1 protein-coding gene (only partly in view) is annotated in these 17,545 nt (G+C 69.2%); it reads right to left on the bottom strand.

The features are described 5' to 3' along the window. Positions 1-39: 39 nt before the first annotated feature. Positions 40-17,545: the 3' portion of a non-ribosomal peptide synthase/polyketide synthase gene (locus ACFVJ3_RS10070; RefSeq protein WP_378451935.1), read on the bottom strand. The gene runs 16,226 nt beyond the window's last position; the window shows 17,506 of its 33,732 coding nt (coding positions 16,227-33,732); the start codon falls outside the window, past its right edge — the gene reads right to left on this strand; the stop codon is at positions 40-42.

Raw genomic sequence — 17,545 nt, 5'->3', positions numbered from 1 at the left:
GTGGGAAGGCTCGGAGCCTTCCCACCACGGGCCGCGAGATCAGCGCCCGGAACGCTCCTCGGCCTGAGCCACGAGCGCGGTCAGCGCGGCCACCCAGAACTCCCCGAACCGCTCCACTTCCGGCGTCGAGAGGATGCCGGGCGGGAACGACATGAACGCCGACAACTGCAGGCCCTCCGCGGTTTCCGAGATCACCGACTGGATGTCGAGAACGGCCTGGGCGGGCATCGCGCTCTTCTCGAATCCACCCGAGACCGGGGATTCGAAATCGGGCAGCCAATCGAGTCCGCGTACGGCCTCGGGGACCTCGGCCGCGCTGACGCGTCCGATGTAGTTGAACACGATCTGCGGTTCCGACCAGTTCCTCATGGCCGCCGATGTGTCGGGGTTCAGGTACCGGAGCAACCCGTATCCGATTCCCCGGTCCGGGATCGCGCTCAGCTGATCCCGGACCGCGTGCACGGCGTCCGCCGCGCCCGCGCCGCCCCGCAGGGCGTCGGCGATGTCGACCCCGGCGAGATCGAGGCGTGCCGGGTACATCGTGGTGAACCAGCCGACCGTCCGGGACAGATCGGCACCCGGCACCGTGGACTCTTCCCGTCCGTGGCCCTCGAGGGTGACCACCGTCGACGACGCCTCGACTCCGCGGTCGCGGCGCCAGGCGGCCACCGCCAACGCGAGAGCTGCCGCGAGGACGTCGCCGATCTCACCGTCGAGCGCACCCGGCGTGCCACCCAGCAGTGCCTCGGTGACCGGTGCGGGAACATCCACCCGGGTCCGTTCCAGCGTGCTGATCAGATCGGTTCCCAGGTCCAGCTCACGCGATCCGAGCAGCGGATCCGGGCCGGTCAGCATGTGTTCCCACACCTCGAGTTCGGCCACCCGCTCCGGCTTCGCGGCCGCCTCCAGCAGACCGTCGGTCCAGCGCCGCAGCGACGTTCCGACCGGCTCGAGTGACGGCGACGCGCCGGCGGCGATCTGGGCGCCCGCGGTCGCGAAGTCCGGCACCAGGATCCGCCACGACACGGAGTCGATGACGAGGTGGTGCGGCAACACGAGGAGCCGGCCGCGCCGATCCGCCTCGGCGGGGTCGAACCAGACGAACTGGAGCATCGACCCGGTGCGCGGATCGAGGCGATCCAGCGCCGCGTCGAAGGTGGCACTCGCGACCGCGTCGAATTCCGGCGAACCGGGCTCGTCGCCGGCCGCGATCTCCACCCGCTGCACGGTGGCGTCGATGTCGACGCTGCCCGCGGGTGCGATCTCGAGCGCATCCTCGACGCCGGACGTGACCAGGGTCGACCGCAGCACGTCATGCTTGTCGACCACCGCGGTGATCGTCGCGATCACCTGCTCGCGTTCGATCCCGGCGGGCAGTGTCAGCAACAACGGCATGACGAACCGGTCGAAGTCGCCGCCACGCTCGACCATCTTGCGGGCGACCGGGGTGAGCGGCACCGTTCCGACGCCACCACCCTCGTACTCCTGCAGTGCGGCCGCCGCGGACTCGCCCGAATCGGCTACCGCGGCCAGCTCGGCAACGGTGCGCCGCTCGAACACATCTCGCGCGGTGAAGTGGATACCGGCCGAACGTGCCCGCGCCACCAACTGGATGGACACGATGCTGTCGCCGCCGAGCTCGAAGAACGAATCGTCGATTCCGACGCTCTCCCGGCCGAGCAGCTCGCCGAACACGGTCACGAGTGCACGTTCGGTGTCGGTGCGCGGCGCCCGGAAATCGGCCGCCGATGCGAAGTCCGGCACCGGCAGCGCGCGGCGGTCGAGCTTGCCGCTGGTCCCCAGCGGAAGTTCGGCGAGCACCATCACGGAATCCGGAATCATGTACTCGGGCAGCGATTCCGCGACGAACCCGTTCAGCGCCGCCGAGTCGAGAGCCGCATCCGGCTTCGGCACGACGTAGGCGACGAGCCGCGCACCCACCTCGCTGTTGTCGACGATCACGGCGGCCTGCGCCACGTCGCGATACCGGACGAATGCCTCCTCGACCTCGCCGAGCTCGATGCGCAGTCCGCGCACCTTCACCTGGAAGTCGGTGCGGCCCACGAACTCGAGGACGCCGTTCTCGTTCCACCGGACGAGGTCGCCGGTGCGGTACATCCGCGCACCCGAAGCGCCGAACGGGTCTGCGACGAACCGTTCCGCACTCAGTGCGGAACTGTTGACGTATCCGCGAGCGAGTTGCGCGCCGTCGAGGTACAGCTCACCGGGAACACCGATCGGCGCCGGGTTCAGATGAGCGTCGAGCACGTAGGCCCGTGTGTTCCAGGCCGGCGACCCGATCGGCGCGATCGTCGCCGTTCCCGACCGCTCCACCACGTGGGCCGTCGAGTTGATGGTCACCTCGGTCGGGCCGTACAGGTTCACCAATTCCGCGGAGCCGAGACCGGCGACCCGCTCGGCCGCCGACTGCGGCAGCGGCTCACCGCCCGCGAAGACCAGGCGCAGCGAACCGCACCGGTCGGCCGTCGCGGCGTCGAGGAACATGGTCAGCACGGACGGGACGAACTGGATGACCGTCACCGCTTCGGTGCCCACGGTCGCTGCCATGTACTCGGGGTCGCGGTGACCGTCCGGCGACGCGATCACGAGCGTGCCACCGACCACCAACGGCAGGAACAGCTCCCACACCGAGGCGTCGAACGTGAACGGCGTCTTCTGCAGTACCACGTCCTGCGCGCCGATGCCGTAGACGTCTCGCATCCACGCCAGCTGGTTCGCCAGCGCCGAATGTGGAATCGCCACGCCCTTCGGGCGTCCCGTCGAACCCGACGTGTACAGCGCGTAGGCCATGTTGTCCGGGCGCAACTCGGCGAGCCGCTCGGAATCCTCGACCGGGCCGTCCGCGTACTCGGACAGGTCGAAGTCCTCGACCAGGTACACCGGCACGTCCACGTCGAGATTCGCGATGTCGTCGGCCAGGCTCAGCACACACGTCGGCTTGGCTCTGTCCACCACGTACGACGTGCGGTCCGCCGGGTGCTCCGGGTCGATCGGCACGTACGCGCCACCCGCCGCGTGGACGGCGTAGAGGCTGACCACCATGTCGAGCGAGCGTCGCATCGCGATGCCCACCACCGAGTCCGGCCCCACCCCGATCGACATCAGATGCCGCGCCAGACGATTCACCCGCGCGTCGAACTCGGCGTAGGTGAGGCGCACATGGTCGGCCACCACCGCCGTTCGATCCGGTGTGCGGGCAACCTGGGCGCCGAACATCGACACCACGGATTCGTCGGCGACGTCGTGTCCCGAGTCGTTCCACCCGGACAGGACGAGTTCGCGTTCGTCGCCGGTCAGCAGATCGAGATCGCCCACCAGCGTGGAACTGCCGGCCGCGATGGTCTGCAGGATCCGGTTCAGCCGGGACCCGAGCCGCTCGACGGTGTCGGCGCCGAACACGTCCGGGAGGTATTTCAGGACCAGTTGCAGCTCGCTGTCCGATTGGGCCAGCAGGCTCAGCGGGTAGTGCGAGGCATCGCTGATCTGCACCCCGGCGACCCGGAGCCCGTCGATGTCGCTGTCCTCGGTGAGACCTGCGCGGTCCACCGGGTACGACTCGAACACCGTCAACGTGTCGAACAGCCCACCGATTCCGGCGATCTGCTGGATCTCCGGAAGACCGATGTGATGGTGGTCGAACAACGTCGACTGTTCCGCCTGCAGCCGCTCGAGCAGTCCGAGGAGCGACTCACGGGGATCGATACGCACCCGGATCGGGATGGTGTTGATGAACAGGCCCACCATGGACTCGATGCCTGCGACCTCCGGCGGGCGACCCGACACGGTGGCGCCGAAGACGACGTCGTCCGAGGCCGTCATGCGGGCCAGCAGCAGACCCCACGCAGCCTGGACGATCGTGTTCATCGTCAGACCACGGTCCCGGGCGATGCGCGCCAGGTTCTCGCTCACCACCTCACCGAGGTGCAGCGCGAACTCGGCCGGCTCGGGACGGTCCTCGCTGCTCGGTGCCGGGGCCAGGACGGTCGGACCGTCCAGCCCCGCCAGTGCGTGTGCCCAGGCGCTGCGCGATGCGTCGGTATCGCGTTCGGACAGCCAGCCGAGGAAGTCGCGGTAGCCACGCACGCGCGGCAGCACCGAACCGTCACCGCGGGTCGCGTACAGCACCAGCAGGTCCTTCATCAGCAACGGCATCGACCATCCGTCGAGCAGGATGTGGTGGTTGCTGATGGAGAACCGGTAGCTGTTCTCACCCGTGCGGATCAGCAGGAACCGCATCAGGGGCGGACGACTCATGTCGAACCGCGCCGAACGATGGTCGCTCAGAACGGAACTCATCCGCTCCTCGCGTTCGGCCCCGGACAGACCGGAGAGGTCGAGCTCTTCCCACGGCAGTGCGACGCGGTCGACGACCACCTGGACCGCGGTCCCCGAATCGTCGGGGACGAACGCGGTGCGCAGGTTCGCGTGGCGTGCGATCAGCGCCTCCGCCGCGCCGCGGAGCCGGCCGGTGTCGACGGCGCCCTGGAAGTCCAGCACCACCTGAGCGGTGTAGACGTCCACCGCGTCCTCGGCGAGAACGGAATGGAAGAACATTCCGGACTGCAGGGGGGCGAGCGGCCACACGTCGGTGGCGTCGGGGTAGCGCCGTTCGAGCGCCTCGAGGTCGTCCTGCGTGACAGTCACAAGCGGAACGTCGGACGGGGTGAGACCGCCGCCGTTCGGCCCGGAGGCGTGCTCGGCCAGCGCGGTCGCCGCGGCGTGCCACAGTTCGGCAAGCTCCCACACGTCCGCCTCGTCGAGAATCTCGGTGACGAACGCGATCTTGGCCTCGATCTGGGGGCCGGACGCCGTCTCCGACGTCACCGCGTTGATGCTGAGCACCGCCGGTGCCACCATGTCGTCGTCCATGGCACCGCCGAACTCACCCGAATCGGTGTCCGGGATCCAGCCGAGATCCCGGATCTCGGCGGGCAGATCCACCGAGCCCGCGCGACCGAGGTAGTTGAACCCGATCTGCGGAGTCGGCAACGATGCCAGGGCCGGAGTGGTCTCCTCGTTCAGGTAGCGAAGCAGCCCGTAGCCGATGCCCTTGTCGGGCACGGCAAGCAACTGTTCCTTGACAGCCTTCAGCGCCGCGCCGGTCGACGTCCCGCCGTCGAACGCGTCGGCGAGATCGGCCCGGGAGACGTCCAGCCGCACCGGGTACAGGCTCGTGAACCAGCCCACCGTGCGGGAGAGGTCGGCACCGGGCACGGTCGCCTCTTCCCTGCCGTGTCCCTCGAGGTTGATCAGCACCGAGCGATCCTCGGTCCCGTTGCGGAGTTCACGCCAGCGGGCGACCGCGAGAGCGAGAGCCGCGAGCAGGCCGTCGTTGACACCACCGTTCACGGACTGCGGGATCGTGGTGAGCAGCGCCTGCGTCACCTGCGTCGAGAACGTCATGCTCAGGCGGTCGGTCCGGGCGATCACGTCGCGTGCGGGATCGAACGCACGCTGTCCGATCAGCGGATCCGTGCCCGCGAGCATCCCGCGCCAGAAGTCGAGTTCCGCCACGCGGTGCGGCGACTTCGCCTCCTCGACCAGACCGTGCGCCCACGCACGGACCGAGGAGCCGACCGGTTCGAGCTGCGCCGGCTGTCCCGCCGTGATCTGCGAGCCCGCGGTCGCGAAGTCCGGCAACAGCACTCGCCAGGACACACCGTCGACGACGAGGTGATGCGCGAGCACCAGCAGCCGGCCGCTCTGCCCCGGCAACGACGCCGCGGGAGCGAACCACACGAACTGCGTCATCCGGCCCGACGCCGGATCCAGCCGTTCCGCCGCCCGGTCGAGAGCCGCGCGTGCCAGGCTCTCGAATCCATCCGTTCCCGGCTTGTCGGTGAACTCGATCTGCTCGATCAGGTCGTCCGCACCGAATGCCTCTTCGGTGGGGAGGGCCTCGAACGCCCAGTCGTCCCCGGTCCGGGTGAGCCGGGATCGGAGGATGTCGTGGCGTTCCAGGACCGCATCCACCGTGGCCACCAGCTGATCCCGTGTGACCGCGGGCGGGGTGGTCAGCAGAACGGCCTGCGAGAACTTCTCGAAGGTCCCTGCCGTCTCCACCAGCCAGTGCGCGATGGGCGTGAGCGGAATCGAACCGACCCCGCCGCCCGGCAGTTCCTCGAGCTTCACCGAGTCGACGTCGGTGGCCCAGGCGGCCACGTCGGCCAGCGCCGAGACGGTCTTGCGCTCGAAGACGTCCCGCGCCGTGAACAGCACCCCGGCGTTCTTCGCGCGGGTCGTCAGCTGGATGGACACGATGCTGTCGCCGCCGAGGGCGAAGAACGAGTCGTCGACACTGACGCGGTCCACACCGAGCACCTGCGCGAACACGTCGGCGATGGCCTTCTCCATCGGCGTCGACGGCGCGCAGTACTCGCCGGCTGCCGACACGAACTGAGGCTCGGGAAGCGCCCTGCGATCGAGCTTTCCGGCGGGCGTCAGCGGCACCGAATCGATCGCCATGATCGACGACGGCACCATGTACCCGGGCAGGGCCTCGGACACGAACGCCGACAGTTCCGCGACGTCGATCGACGCGCCCGCAGCCGGCATCACGTACGACACCAGCACGGTCTGACCGGTCTGCTCGCGGTGATGGCCCAGCGTGACCGCGAAGTCGACGCTGGGGTGGCTGCCGAGTTCGGCGTCGATCTCGCCGAGTTCGATACGGAACCCGCGGACCTTCACCTGGAAGTCGGACCGGCCGACGTAGTCGAGGACGAGGTCGCCGGTCTCCCCGTCGTACACCCAGCGGACGACGTCGCCGGTGCGGTAGAGCCGCTCACCGGGACCGTCGAACGGGTTGGCGACGAATCGCTCCGCCGTCAGGGCGAACCGGTTGTGATAGCCGCGCGCCACGCTCGGGCCCGCCACGTACAGCTCACCCGCGACCCCCACCGGGACCGGCGTGAGCCGGGAGTCGAGCACGACCACGTCCACGCCCCGGGTGGGACCACCGATGGTGACCGACTGATCCGCCTTCATCGGGTTGCTCGACGTGCTCCAGATCGTCGCCTCGGACGGGCCGTACAGGTTGAACATGCGCCGGCCCGGTGCCCACTTCTGCATGAGTTCCGGCGGGCAGGCCTCGCCGGCCACCGACAGCACCTCGATGCCTTCCAACCCGGCCGGGTCGACCGTGGTCAGGGCCGCGGGCGTGATGAACGCGTGCGTGACCTTCTGCTTCTTCAGCAACCGGGCGAGTTCGTCGCCGCCGTACACGACGCCGGACGCGATGACCATCGTCGACGCGGCGGCCACGGCATGCAGCAACTCGAACACGGACGCGTCGAAGCTCGGCGAGGCGAAGTGCAGCACCCGCGACTGCGGGGTGAGCCGGAGCCGCTCGACCTGCTCGGTCGTGACGTTCGCCAGGCCGGTGTGGGTGACGACGACGCCCTTCGGCAGACCCGTCGACCCCGACGTGTAGATGACGTACGCCGCGTCGTCGACCCGCGTCGGACGGATGCGGTCGGCGTCGGTGACGGCCTCGGACGACACGGACGCGCAGTCGCCGTCCATCTCGTCCTCACCGAGCACCAGCCACCGCACGGTGTCGGGCAGCTCGCCGACGTGGGCGCCGGTGGTGAGACCGACCTCCACGCGAGAGTCCGTGACCATGTGCAGGATCCGGTCGAACGGGTAGCTCGGGTCGACGGGCACGAACGCGGCGCCGGTCTTCGCGACCGCCCAGATGGACAGGATGGATTCGACGGAACGCGTCAGCGCCAGCGCGACGAAGTCGTCGGCCCCGATGCCCCTGCCGATCAGGACGCGGGCGAGTCGGTTGGAGCGCTCGTCGAGTTCACGGTAGGTAACCTGCTCGTCGCCGCACACGACGGCGACGGCGTCGGGGTCCACCGCCGCGGCGGTGGCGAGGATGCTCGCCAGGAGCTCGGGTGTGGCGCTGTCGGCGCCGCGCACGGGTGCGAGCACCGCGTGCTCGTTCTCGCTCAGGACGTCGATGTCCCCGATCAGCACGGAGGCGTCGGTAGTGATCGCTTCGAGGATGCGCTGGAAACGGAACGCGAACGACGCAATCGTGCGTTCGTCGAACAGGTCCGTCGCGTAGGTGAAGACGCCCCGCATCGGCGCGTTCCCGTCCGCGTCGGCTGCGTCGGCGAGCGTGAGCTGCAGATCGAACTTCGCGGCGCTGATCCCACCGTCGAGCCCCTCGACCGTCAGACCGGGAAGTTCCAGGTGTGCCTGCTCGATGTTCTGGAACGCGAGAGCCACCTGGAAGAGCGGCGAGAACGCCGTCGAGCGTTCCGGCTGGAGGATCTCGACCAGCCGCTCGAACGGCACGTCGGTGTGCGTGAACGCACCGAGGTCGCGCTGACGCACCTGCGCGAGGAGGTCGGAGAACGTCGCGTCGACGTCGACCTGGGCGCGCAACACCAGCGTGTTGACGAACATGCCGACCAGGTCGTCGAGCGCGGCCTCGCCGCGGCCCTCGATCGCGGTACCCACCGCGATGTCGTCCGTGGCACTCAGCCGAGCGAGCAGCACCGACAGTGCCGCGTGCGCGACCATGAACAGCGACGCATTGTGCTCGCGTGCCAGCGCCCCGAGCCGCTCGCGCAGTTCCGTGTCGATCTCGAAGTCGAAGTTCGCGCCGCGCATCGACTGCGCGGGCGGCCGCGGCCGGTCCGTCGGCAACGGCAGCACGTCCGGCAGACCGCTGAGCGTGGTCCGCCAGTAGTCGATCTGCTTGGTGGCCAGCGAATCCGACGCGTTCTCGTCGCCGAGCAACTCGTGCTGCCAGAGCGAGAAGTCCGCGTACTGGATGTCGAGCGGAGCCCAGGCAGGTTCGGAACCGGCGGCGCGGGCGCTGTAGGCGATCACCACGTCGCGCGCCAGCGGTGCCGTCGAGGCGCCGTCGGACGAGATGTGGTGGACCACGATGACCAACACGTGCTGCTCGGCGTCGATCCGCAGGAGACGCGCGCGGACCGGGACGGCCTGCGCGACGTCGAAACCGGCGGTGACCAGAGAGATCACGCGCGCACGCAGGGCGTTCTCGTCGGCGACGTTCTCCACGTCCAGAGAGGTGAAACTCCGGGCCCGCGACAACACGACCTGGCCCGGACCGTCTCCGGTGTCGGGGTACGTCGTGCGCAGCGTCTCGTGCCGTTCGACGACGTCGCCGAGTGCCCGTTCGAGCGCAGAAACGTCGAGGTGGCCCGTCAGCTTGATCGCCAGCGGAATGTTGTACGCCGCCGACGCCGTGTCGAACTGGTTGATGAACCACATACGGGACTGTGCCGGGGACAGCGGAATCCGGGCCGGACGCGGCTGCGGCACCAGCGCCGGCCGGTTCGCGCCGGCCGAGTCGGACTGCTCGGCGCGAGCCGACAGCGCGATCACCGTCGGGGCCTCGAACAGTTCACGCACACCGATCGACGTGTCGAGCGCGGCGTTGACGCGGGCGACCACGCGCGTCGCGACCAGCGAGTTGCCGCCGAGGTCGAAGAAGCTCATGTCCACGCTGACCCGCTCGTGACCGAGCACGTCCGCGAACACGCCCGCGACGATCTCCTCGACGGGGGTACGCGGAGCCTTGTAATGGTCCACGGCGCCACCGAACTCGGGTTCGGGGAGCGCCTTGCGATCGAGCTTGCCGTTGATGTTCAGCGGCAGCGCATCGAGGGTGATCAGCGCGGACGGCACCATGTACCCCGGCACCGACCGGCCGGCGAACGTGAGAACGTCGGCTTCGTCGACGGAGTCGCCCTGCTCCGGCACCACGTAGCCGACGAGCCGGTCCCCGGTGTGACGGTCGTGGTGGACCACGACGACGGCCTGCGCCACCGACGGGTGCGCCACGAGCGCCCGCTCGATCTCGCCGAGTTCGATCCGGAAACCGCGGACCTTGACCTGGAAGTCGCTCCGGCCGACATAGTCGAGGTTACCGTCGCGGTTCCATCGCACCAGGTCACCGGTGCGGTACATCCGCTGTCCGGCCTCGCCGAACGGGTTGGCGACGAACCGTTCCGCGGTGAGGTCGTGGCGGCCGAAGTAACCGCGCGCCAACTGCTCGCCCGCGAGATAGAGCTCACCTGTGACGCCGGCGGGAACTGGGTGCAGACGCGAATCGAGAACGTAGGTCTGCGTGTTCCATTCGGGCCTGCCGATCGGGACCGAACCGTCGCGCTCGTCGCCGCACCGGTAGTGGGTGACGCTGACGGCGGCCTCGGTGGGGCCGTACAGGTTGAAGATCTCCGCGTCGGAGACGTCGCGGAACCGGAGCATCGTGTCGGCGGGCAGTGCCTCACCGATGCAGAGCACACGTGTCAACGACACCAGCTGGGCCGGCTCCGCCACCGCGACGAACGCCGACAGCAGCGAAGGCACGAAGTGCACGGTCGAGACCTGCTGCTCCGCAACGAGTGCGGCCAGATACGACGGGTCGCGGTGGCCGTCCGGTGTGGCGACGACCAGACGTGCGCCCGCGGTCAGCGCCCACCAGAACTCCCACACCGACAGGTCGAACGTCGCCGCCGTCTTGAGCAGCACCGAATCCTCGGCGGTGAGCGGGTATTCCGCCTGCTTCCACCGCAATTGGTTCGCGATCGCACGGTGCGCGATCGCCACACCCTTCGGGCGACCGGTCGAACCGGATGTGTAGATCACGTACGCGGCGTTCTCCGGCAGCAGCGGTGCGATCCGCTCCGAGTCGGTGAGCGGAGACGGGTCGATCCCGCCCAGATCGAGTTCGTCGAGGAGGAGGTAGTCGACGCCACCCGGCAGTCCCCCGACGACGGCGCGGGTCGCCAGGACACAGACGGGTTGCGCGCTCTCCAGCACGTACGCGGTGCGCTCGGCCGGATGGTCCGGGTCGATCGGCAGGTACGCGCCGCCGGCCGCGGCGATCGCGTACATGCCGACCAGCAGTTCCACCGAACGCGAAATCGCCAGGCCGACCACGGTTTCCGGGCCGACCCCGCGGCCGACGAGGTGCCGGGCCAACCGGTTGACCCGCGCCGAGAAATCGGCGTACGTCAGCGACTCGCCCTCGAACACGAGAGCGGTGACGTCCGGATTCTCCGCGGCGGCGGACGCGAACATGTCCGCGAGCGTCGTATCCGGCAGGGCCCGCGCGGTGTCGTTCCATCCGGACACCACGAGCGTGCGCTCGTCGCCGCCGGCGAGAGGTAGGTCGCCGACCGCGGTTCGCGGAGAATCCACCGCGGCGGCCAGGACGCGGCGGAACATGTCCGCGAAACGCTTGACAGTGGCGGCGTCGAACAGGTCGGTGGCGAACGTGAACACGCCCGACATCTGCTCACCCTCGGGGCTGTCCCCCAAGATCAGATGCAGGTCGAACTGTGCGGTGTCACCCTCGACCTCGAGCGGTGTGACCGTGAGGTCGGGCAGTTCCAGCTCGGCCTTGGTCATGTTCTGGAACGAGTAGCCCACTTGGAAGATCGGGTGGTGGGCCATCGACCGCGCCGGGTTCAGGACCTCGACCAGGCGCTCGAACGGTACGTCGGCGTGCGAGAACGCCTCGAGGTCGGCCTCGCGGGCGCGGTCGAGGATCTCGTCGAACGTCTGCTGCCCGTCGACCTGCACCCGCAGTGCGAGGGTGTTGACGAACATGCCGACGACGTCGTCGAGTTCGCGCTCGCCGCGGCCTGCGATCGGGGTACCCACCGAGACGTCCTCGGTGCCGGACACACGGCTGAGCAGCACCGCGAACGCGGCATGCACGGCCATGAACACGCTGGCGTTGTGCCTGCGGGCCAGTGCTGCCAGACCGCGGTGCACCTCGGCGTCGATGGTGAAGTCGATCCGCGACCCGCGCAGGGACTGCACAGGCGGTCGTGGCCGGTCCACCGGCAGCTCGAGGAGGTCGGGCACGCCAGCCAGCGTCTTCTTCCAGAAGGCCAGCTGGGCGGCGATCAGGCTGTCGGGGTCGTCCTCGCTGCCGAGGAGTTCACGCTGCCAGATCGCGTAGTCCGCATACTGCACCGGGAGCGGAGCGAAGCCGGGTTCCCGGCCTGCCGCCCGGGACGCGTACGCCACCATGACGTCACGCACGAAGGGAGCCGTGGATTCGCCGTCCGTGGACACATGGTGCACGACTAACGCAAGCACGTAGTCCTGCGGTCCGACCTCGAACAGTAGTGTCCGGATCGGCGGGACGTCGGCGGTGACGTCGAATCCGGCAGTGACCATCCCGACCAACTGCTCGCGCAGTTCGTCGTCCGACACCGCAGCGGGCGTCAGGTCCAGCCGGACCTGGTCGGCGGGGAGGATCACCTGGTGCGGGCCCTCCGGCGAGTCCGGGTAGATCGTGCGCAGCGACTCGTGCCGGTCGAGCACGTCGAGCACGGCGGACTGCAGCGCGTCCACGTCCAGCGCACCGGTCAACCGGACCGCGAGCGGAATGTTGTAGGCGGACGAGTCCGGGTCGAAGCGGTTGATGAACCACATCCGGGACTGTGCCAGCGACAACGGGACGAAGGCAGACCTCTCCCGCGGCGCGAGAACGGGCCGCGGTCGGACGTTCTCGTCGGGGGTGCCGATGCGGGCGGCGAGGCCCGCGACCGTCGGTGCCTCGAACAGTTCCCGCACCCCGATTCGGCGACCGAAGACCTGGCCGGCCCTGGACACGACACGGGTGGCGCTCAGCGAGTTTCCGCCGAGGTCGAAGAAGCTGTCGTCGACACTGACCTGCTCGAGCCCGAGCACCGCGGCGAAGATGCCTGCGATCGTCTCTTCCGCCGGCGTCGTCGGGGCACGGAACTCCGCCCCCGCGGTGACGAACTCGGGTTCGGGCAGCCGCGCGCGATCCAGCTTGCCGATGCCTGTCAGCGGGATCTCGTCGAGAAGGATCACAACGGACGGCACCATGTACGGCGGAAGCGTCTCGCCGACAACCGACTTCAGCGATTCCGGATCGACCGTCGCACCGTCGGCGGGCAGGACGTACGACACGAGGGTCGTCAGCCCGGCCGGGTTCTCGCGACCCACGGTCACGGCGAACTCGACGTCCACCTGCGCGGCCAGGGCGGCGTCGATCTCACCGAGTTCGACGCGGAACCCGCGGACCTTCACCTGGAAGTCGGACCGGCCGACGTACTCCACCCGATGTCCGTCCGCCCAGCGCACGACGTCGCCGGTGCGGTACATGCGCGCGCCGGGTTCGCCGAACGGGTTGGCCACGAACCGCTCCGCCGTGACCGACGGACGGTTGTGGTAGCCGCGGGTCACCGACGGACCGCAGATGTAGAGCTCCCCGGGAACTCCCTCCGGCACCGGACGCAACCGCGAATCGAGGATGAGGGATTCGACGCCACGCAGCGGCGAACCGATCGTCACCCGCTCACCGGCCACCATCGGTTCGGTGATGGTGACGATGACCGTGGTCTCGGTCGGACCGTACGCGTTGCGCATCTCGCGGCCGGGAGCCCACCGGGCCACGAGTTCCGGTGTGCAGGTGTCGCCGCCGACCACGACGGACGTGACGGAGTCGAGCCCGTCGGGGTCGACGGTCATCAGCGCGGTCGGTGTCATGACCACGTTGTTGACCCGCTCACGGCGGATCAGGTCGGCGAGTTCGTCGCCGCCGTAGACGTCCGCGGGCGAGATCACCAGGGTGGCGCCCGCGCTGAACGCGGCGAGCATCTCCCCGACCGACGTGTCGAAGCTCGGCGACGCCACGTGCAGGAATCGGGAGTCCGGTGACACGACGTAGTGCTCGCGCACCTCGCGGGTGAGGTTCGCCAGACCGCGGTGGGTGACCACCACGCCCTTGGGCTTCCCCGTCGAACCCGAGGTGTAGATGAGATACGCCGGGTGGTCGACCGTCAGCGCGCGTCGCAGATCCGAATCCTCCACCGCGACCGCACTGCGGGCACCGATCTCCTCGGCCGCCGCCGTCTCGTCGAGGACGATCCACGGCACCGTGCCGGGAAGGTCGTCGTGGTGGCGGGCGACCGTCAGTCCGAGGACCGCCGCCGAATCGGACAGCATCTCGCCGACCCGCTCGAACGGAAGCTTCGGGTCGACGGGCAGGTAGGCGCCGCCGGCCTTGGCAATCGACCAGATCCCGAGGATGGATTCGACGGAACGCGTGATCGCCAGTGCGACATAGTTCTCCGGCCCCACGCCCCGGTCGATCAGGACGCGCGCCAGCTGATTCGACCGCTCGTCGAGTTCCCGGTACGTGACCTCGCGTCCCTCGAAGGACACCGCGACCGACTCGGGTGAGATCTCGACACCCGAACGCAGCAGTTCGGGCAGTGTGTGCGGCTCGATCGACTGCGGTCCGCGTACGGGTGCGATCGCGGTCTTCTCCGCGGCGTCGAGGATCTCGATGTCGCCGAGGACCACGTCGCGGTCGGCCGACACGGCATGGAGGATCCGGCCGAACCGGTCCGCGAAGCTCAGGACGGTCTGCTCGTCGAAGATGTCGGTCGAGTAGTTGAACGTCGCGGCGATACCCGCGGCGGACCCGTCGACGTAGCGCTCGCCGACACTGAGCTGGAGATCGAATTTCGCGACCTCGAGCGGCGCGTCGAGCGCGGAGATCTCGAGACCCGGGAACTCCATCCGGACCGACTCGTTGTTGTCGAACGACAACGCCACCTGGAACAGCGGCTGGTGCGCCGTCGACCGCGGGACGTCGAGTACCTCGACGAGACGCTCGAACGGAACGTCGCTGTGGCTGAACGCATTCAGATCGGTGGCGCGCACCTGTGCCAGCAGGTCGGCGAAGGTGTCGTCGGGGCGCACCGACGCGCGGAGCACGAGGGTGTTGACGAACATGCCGACGAGCCTGTCGAGTTCCTGCTCGCCGCGGCCGGCGACCGGCGTGCCGATCGCGACGTCCGTCTGCGACGACAGCCGCTCGAGCAGGACCGCGAGCGCGGCGTGCACGACCATGAAGAGGGTCGAGTTCGTTTCCTGGGCGATCGCGAGCAGCCCACGGTGGGTCTGCGCGTCGATCGTGAACCGGGCCGACGCGCCGCGCAGCGACTGCACGGGCGGCCGGGGCCGGTCGGTCGGCAACTCGAGCACCTCGGGGAGCCCGCCGAGCGCCTGCTGCCAGTAGCCGAGCTGGCGGGCGACCAGCGATTCGGGGTCTGACTCGTCACCGAGCGACTCACGCTGCCACAGCGCGTAATCGGCGTACTGTACGGGCAGCGGTTCCCAGCCGGGAGCACTGCCGGCGGCACGCGCCGCGTAGGCGGTCATGATGTCGGTGAACAGGGGCGCCAGCGACGCACCGTCGGCCGAGATGTGGTGCACGACCATCATCAGGATGTGGTCGGTGGGGTTAACCTCGAAGCACGCGACCCGCACCGGCACCGTCTCGGTGACGTCGAATGCGGTGGAGCCGAGTTCACGCAACCGCGCGTACAGGTCCTGCTCGTCGGCGACCGGGGTCGGGGTCAGGTCGGACACCACGTCGGCTGCGGGCAGCACGACCTGGTGCGCGTCCTCGTCGCCGACCGGGAAGACCGTCCGCAGCGACTCGTGCCGCTCCACGACGTCCGCCCACGCCGAATTCAGCGCCGCCGGGTCGATCGAGCCGGTCAACCGCACCGCCAGCGGCAGGTTGTAAGCCGGGGAGGACGGATCGAACTGGTTGACGAACCACATCCGCTGCTGGGCCAGCGACAGCGGGATGCGGTCGGGCCGCGGACGGGCGACGAGCGTGGGACGCTGTTCGACGGTCCCCGAGGTCGCCTCGAGCAGTGCCGCGAGTTCCGCGACGGTCGGATTTTCGAAGCATTCCCGCACCGAGAGGTGCACGCCGAGTGCGACCCTGAGCCGGGCCGTGAGCCTCGTCGCGCTGATGGAGTTGCCACCGAGGTCGAAGAACGAGTCGACGGCACCGACGCGTTCGACGCCGAGCACGTCGCCGAACACCCCTGCGACGATCTCCTCGACCGGGGTGCGGGGTGCGACGTATTCGGCCCCGGACGTGACGAAGTCGGGTTCGGGAAGTGCGCCACGGTTCAACTTCCCGGTGGCACCGAGCGGGAAGCTGTCCAGGACGAGGATCCGGGCGGGCACCATGTACGCGGGCAGCGTCTCCGCTGCCGCGTCCAGCACCGACGCGGTGTCGATCATCGCACCGGCCACCGGGATCACGTAGCCCACCAGGTTCTCGCCGGTGGCCTCGCTGCGGTGCACGACGACCACGGCCTGCGCCACCGACGGGTACGCGAGAAGCGCCGACTCGACCTCGCCGAGCTCGAGCCGCTGTCCGCGGAGCTTGACCTGGAAATCGCGGCGCCCGATGTACTCGACGATGCCGTCGGCTCGCTTGCGGACGATGTCGCCGGTGCGGTACATCCGCTGTCCGGCCGTGCCGAACGGGTTCGCCACGAACCGGTCCGACGTCAGGTCGCTTCGGCCGACGTAGCCGCGGGCAAGCTGGATGCCGGCGAGGTACAGCTCGCCGTGCACGCCCGCGGGGACGGGACGCAGCCGCGAGTCGAGGACGTACAGCTGGGTGTTCCACACGGGCGCACCGATCGGCACGGTCGTGCGGTCCGCTTCGGTGCACTCCCAGTAGGTGACGTCGACCGCTGCCTCCGTCGGACCGTACAGGTTGTGCAGCGCTGCGGAGGAGAAGTCCCGGAACGAGTCGGCGGAGGCAGGCGGAAGGGCTTCACCACTGCAGAACACCTGACGCAGCGAACCGCACAGCGCGGCGTCCGCACCTGCGGTGAACACGGCCAGCATGGACGGCACGAAGTGCATCGTGGTCACGCTGTGCTCGGCGATCGCCTTGGAGAGGTACGCCGGGTCGCGGTGCCCGTCCGGGATCGCGACAACGAGCTTGGCCCCGACCCCGAGTGGCCAGAACAGTTCCCACACGGACACGTCGAACGTGACGGGGGTCTTCTGCAGGACTACGTCCGTGGAATCCATCGGGTATGTGTCCTGCATCCACAGCAACCGGTTGACGATCGCCCGGTGACTGACCGCGACGCCCTTCGGCTTGCCGGTCGATCCGGACGTGTAGATCACGTAGGCGGCCGAATCCGGACGGACCGGTGCCCCGCGCTCGTCGTCGGTGATCGGACCGTCGGGGTGCCCGGAGAGGTCGACGGTGTCCACCTCGATCTGCGGCACGTCCGTCTCGGCACCCCGATCGGCCGACGAGGTCAGCACACAGACCGGGGACGCGCTGTCGATCACGTACCCGGTGCGCGCCACCGGATGATCCGGGTCGAGCGGCACGTACGCGGCGCCCGTCTTCTCGATCGCGTAGATCGCGATCATCATCTCGAGGGAACGCCGCAGGGCGACCGCGACCCGGGACTCCGGACCGACACCCTTCGCGAGCAATTCCCGTGCCACGCGGTTGGTCTGGGCATCGAACTCGGCATACGTCAGCGCGTCGTCGCCGAACACCAGCGCAACCGCGTCCGGCGTGCGCGCCACCTGCTCGTCGAACAGGTCGACGAGGGTCCGCCGCTCCGCCGCGGTCGCGGACGTCGCCGACGTCGCGTCGGCGATCACACCGGCGAGGACACCGGCGAACGTGTCGGCGAAGCCT

The sequence above is a fragment of the Rhodococcus sp. NPDC127593 genome (genome assembly GCF_042671975.1).
Taxonomy (GTDB): Bacteria; Actinomycetota; Actinomycetes; order Mycobacteriales; family Mycobacteriaceae; genus Rhodococcus_F.
This window is presented reverse-complemented; position numbering and strand designations above follow the sequence as displayed.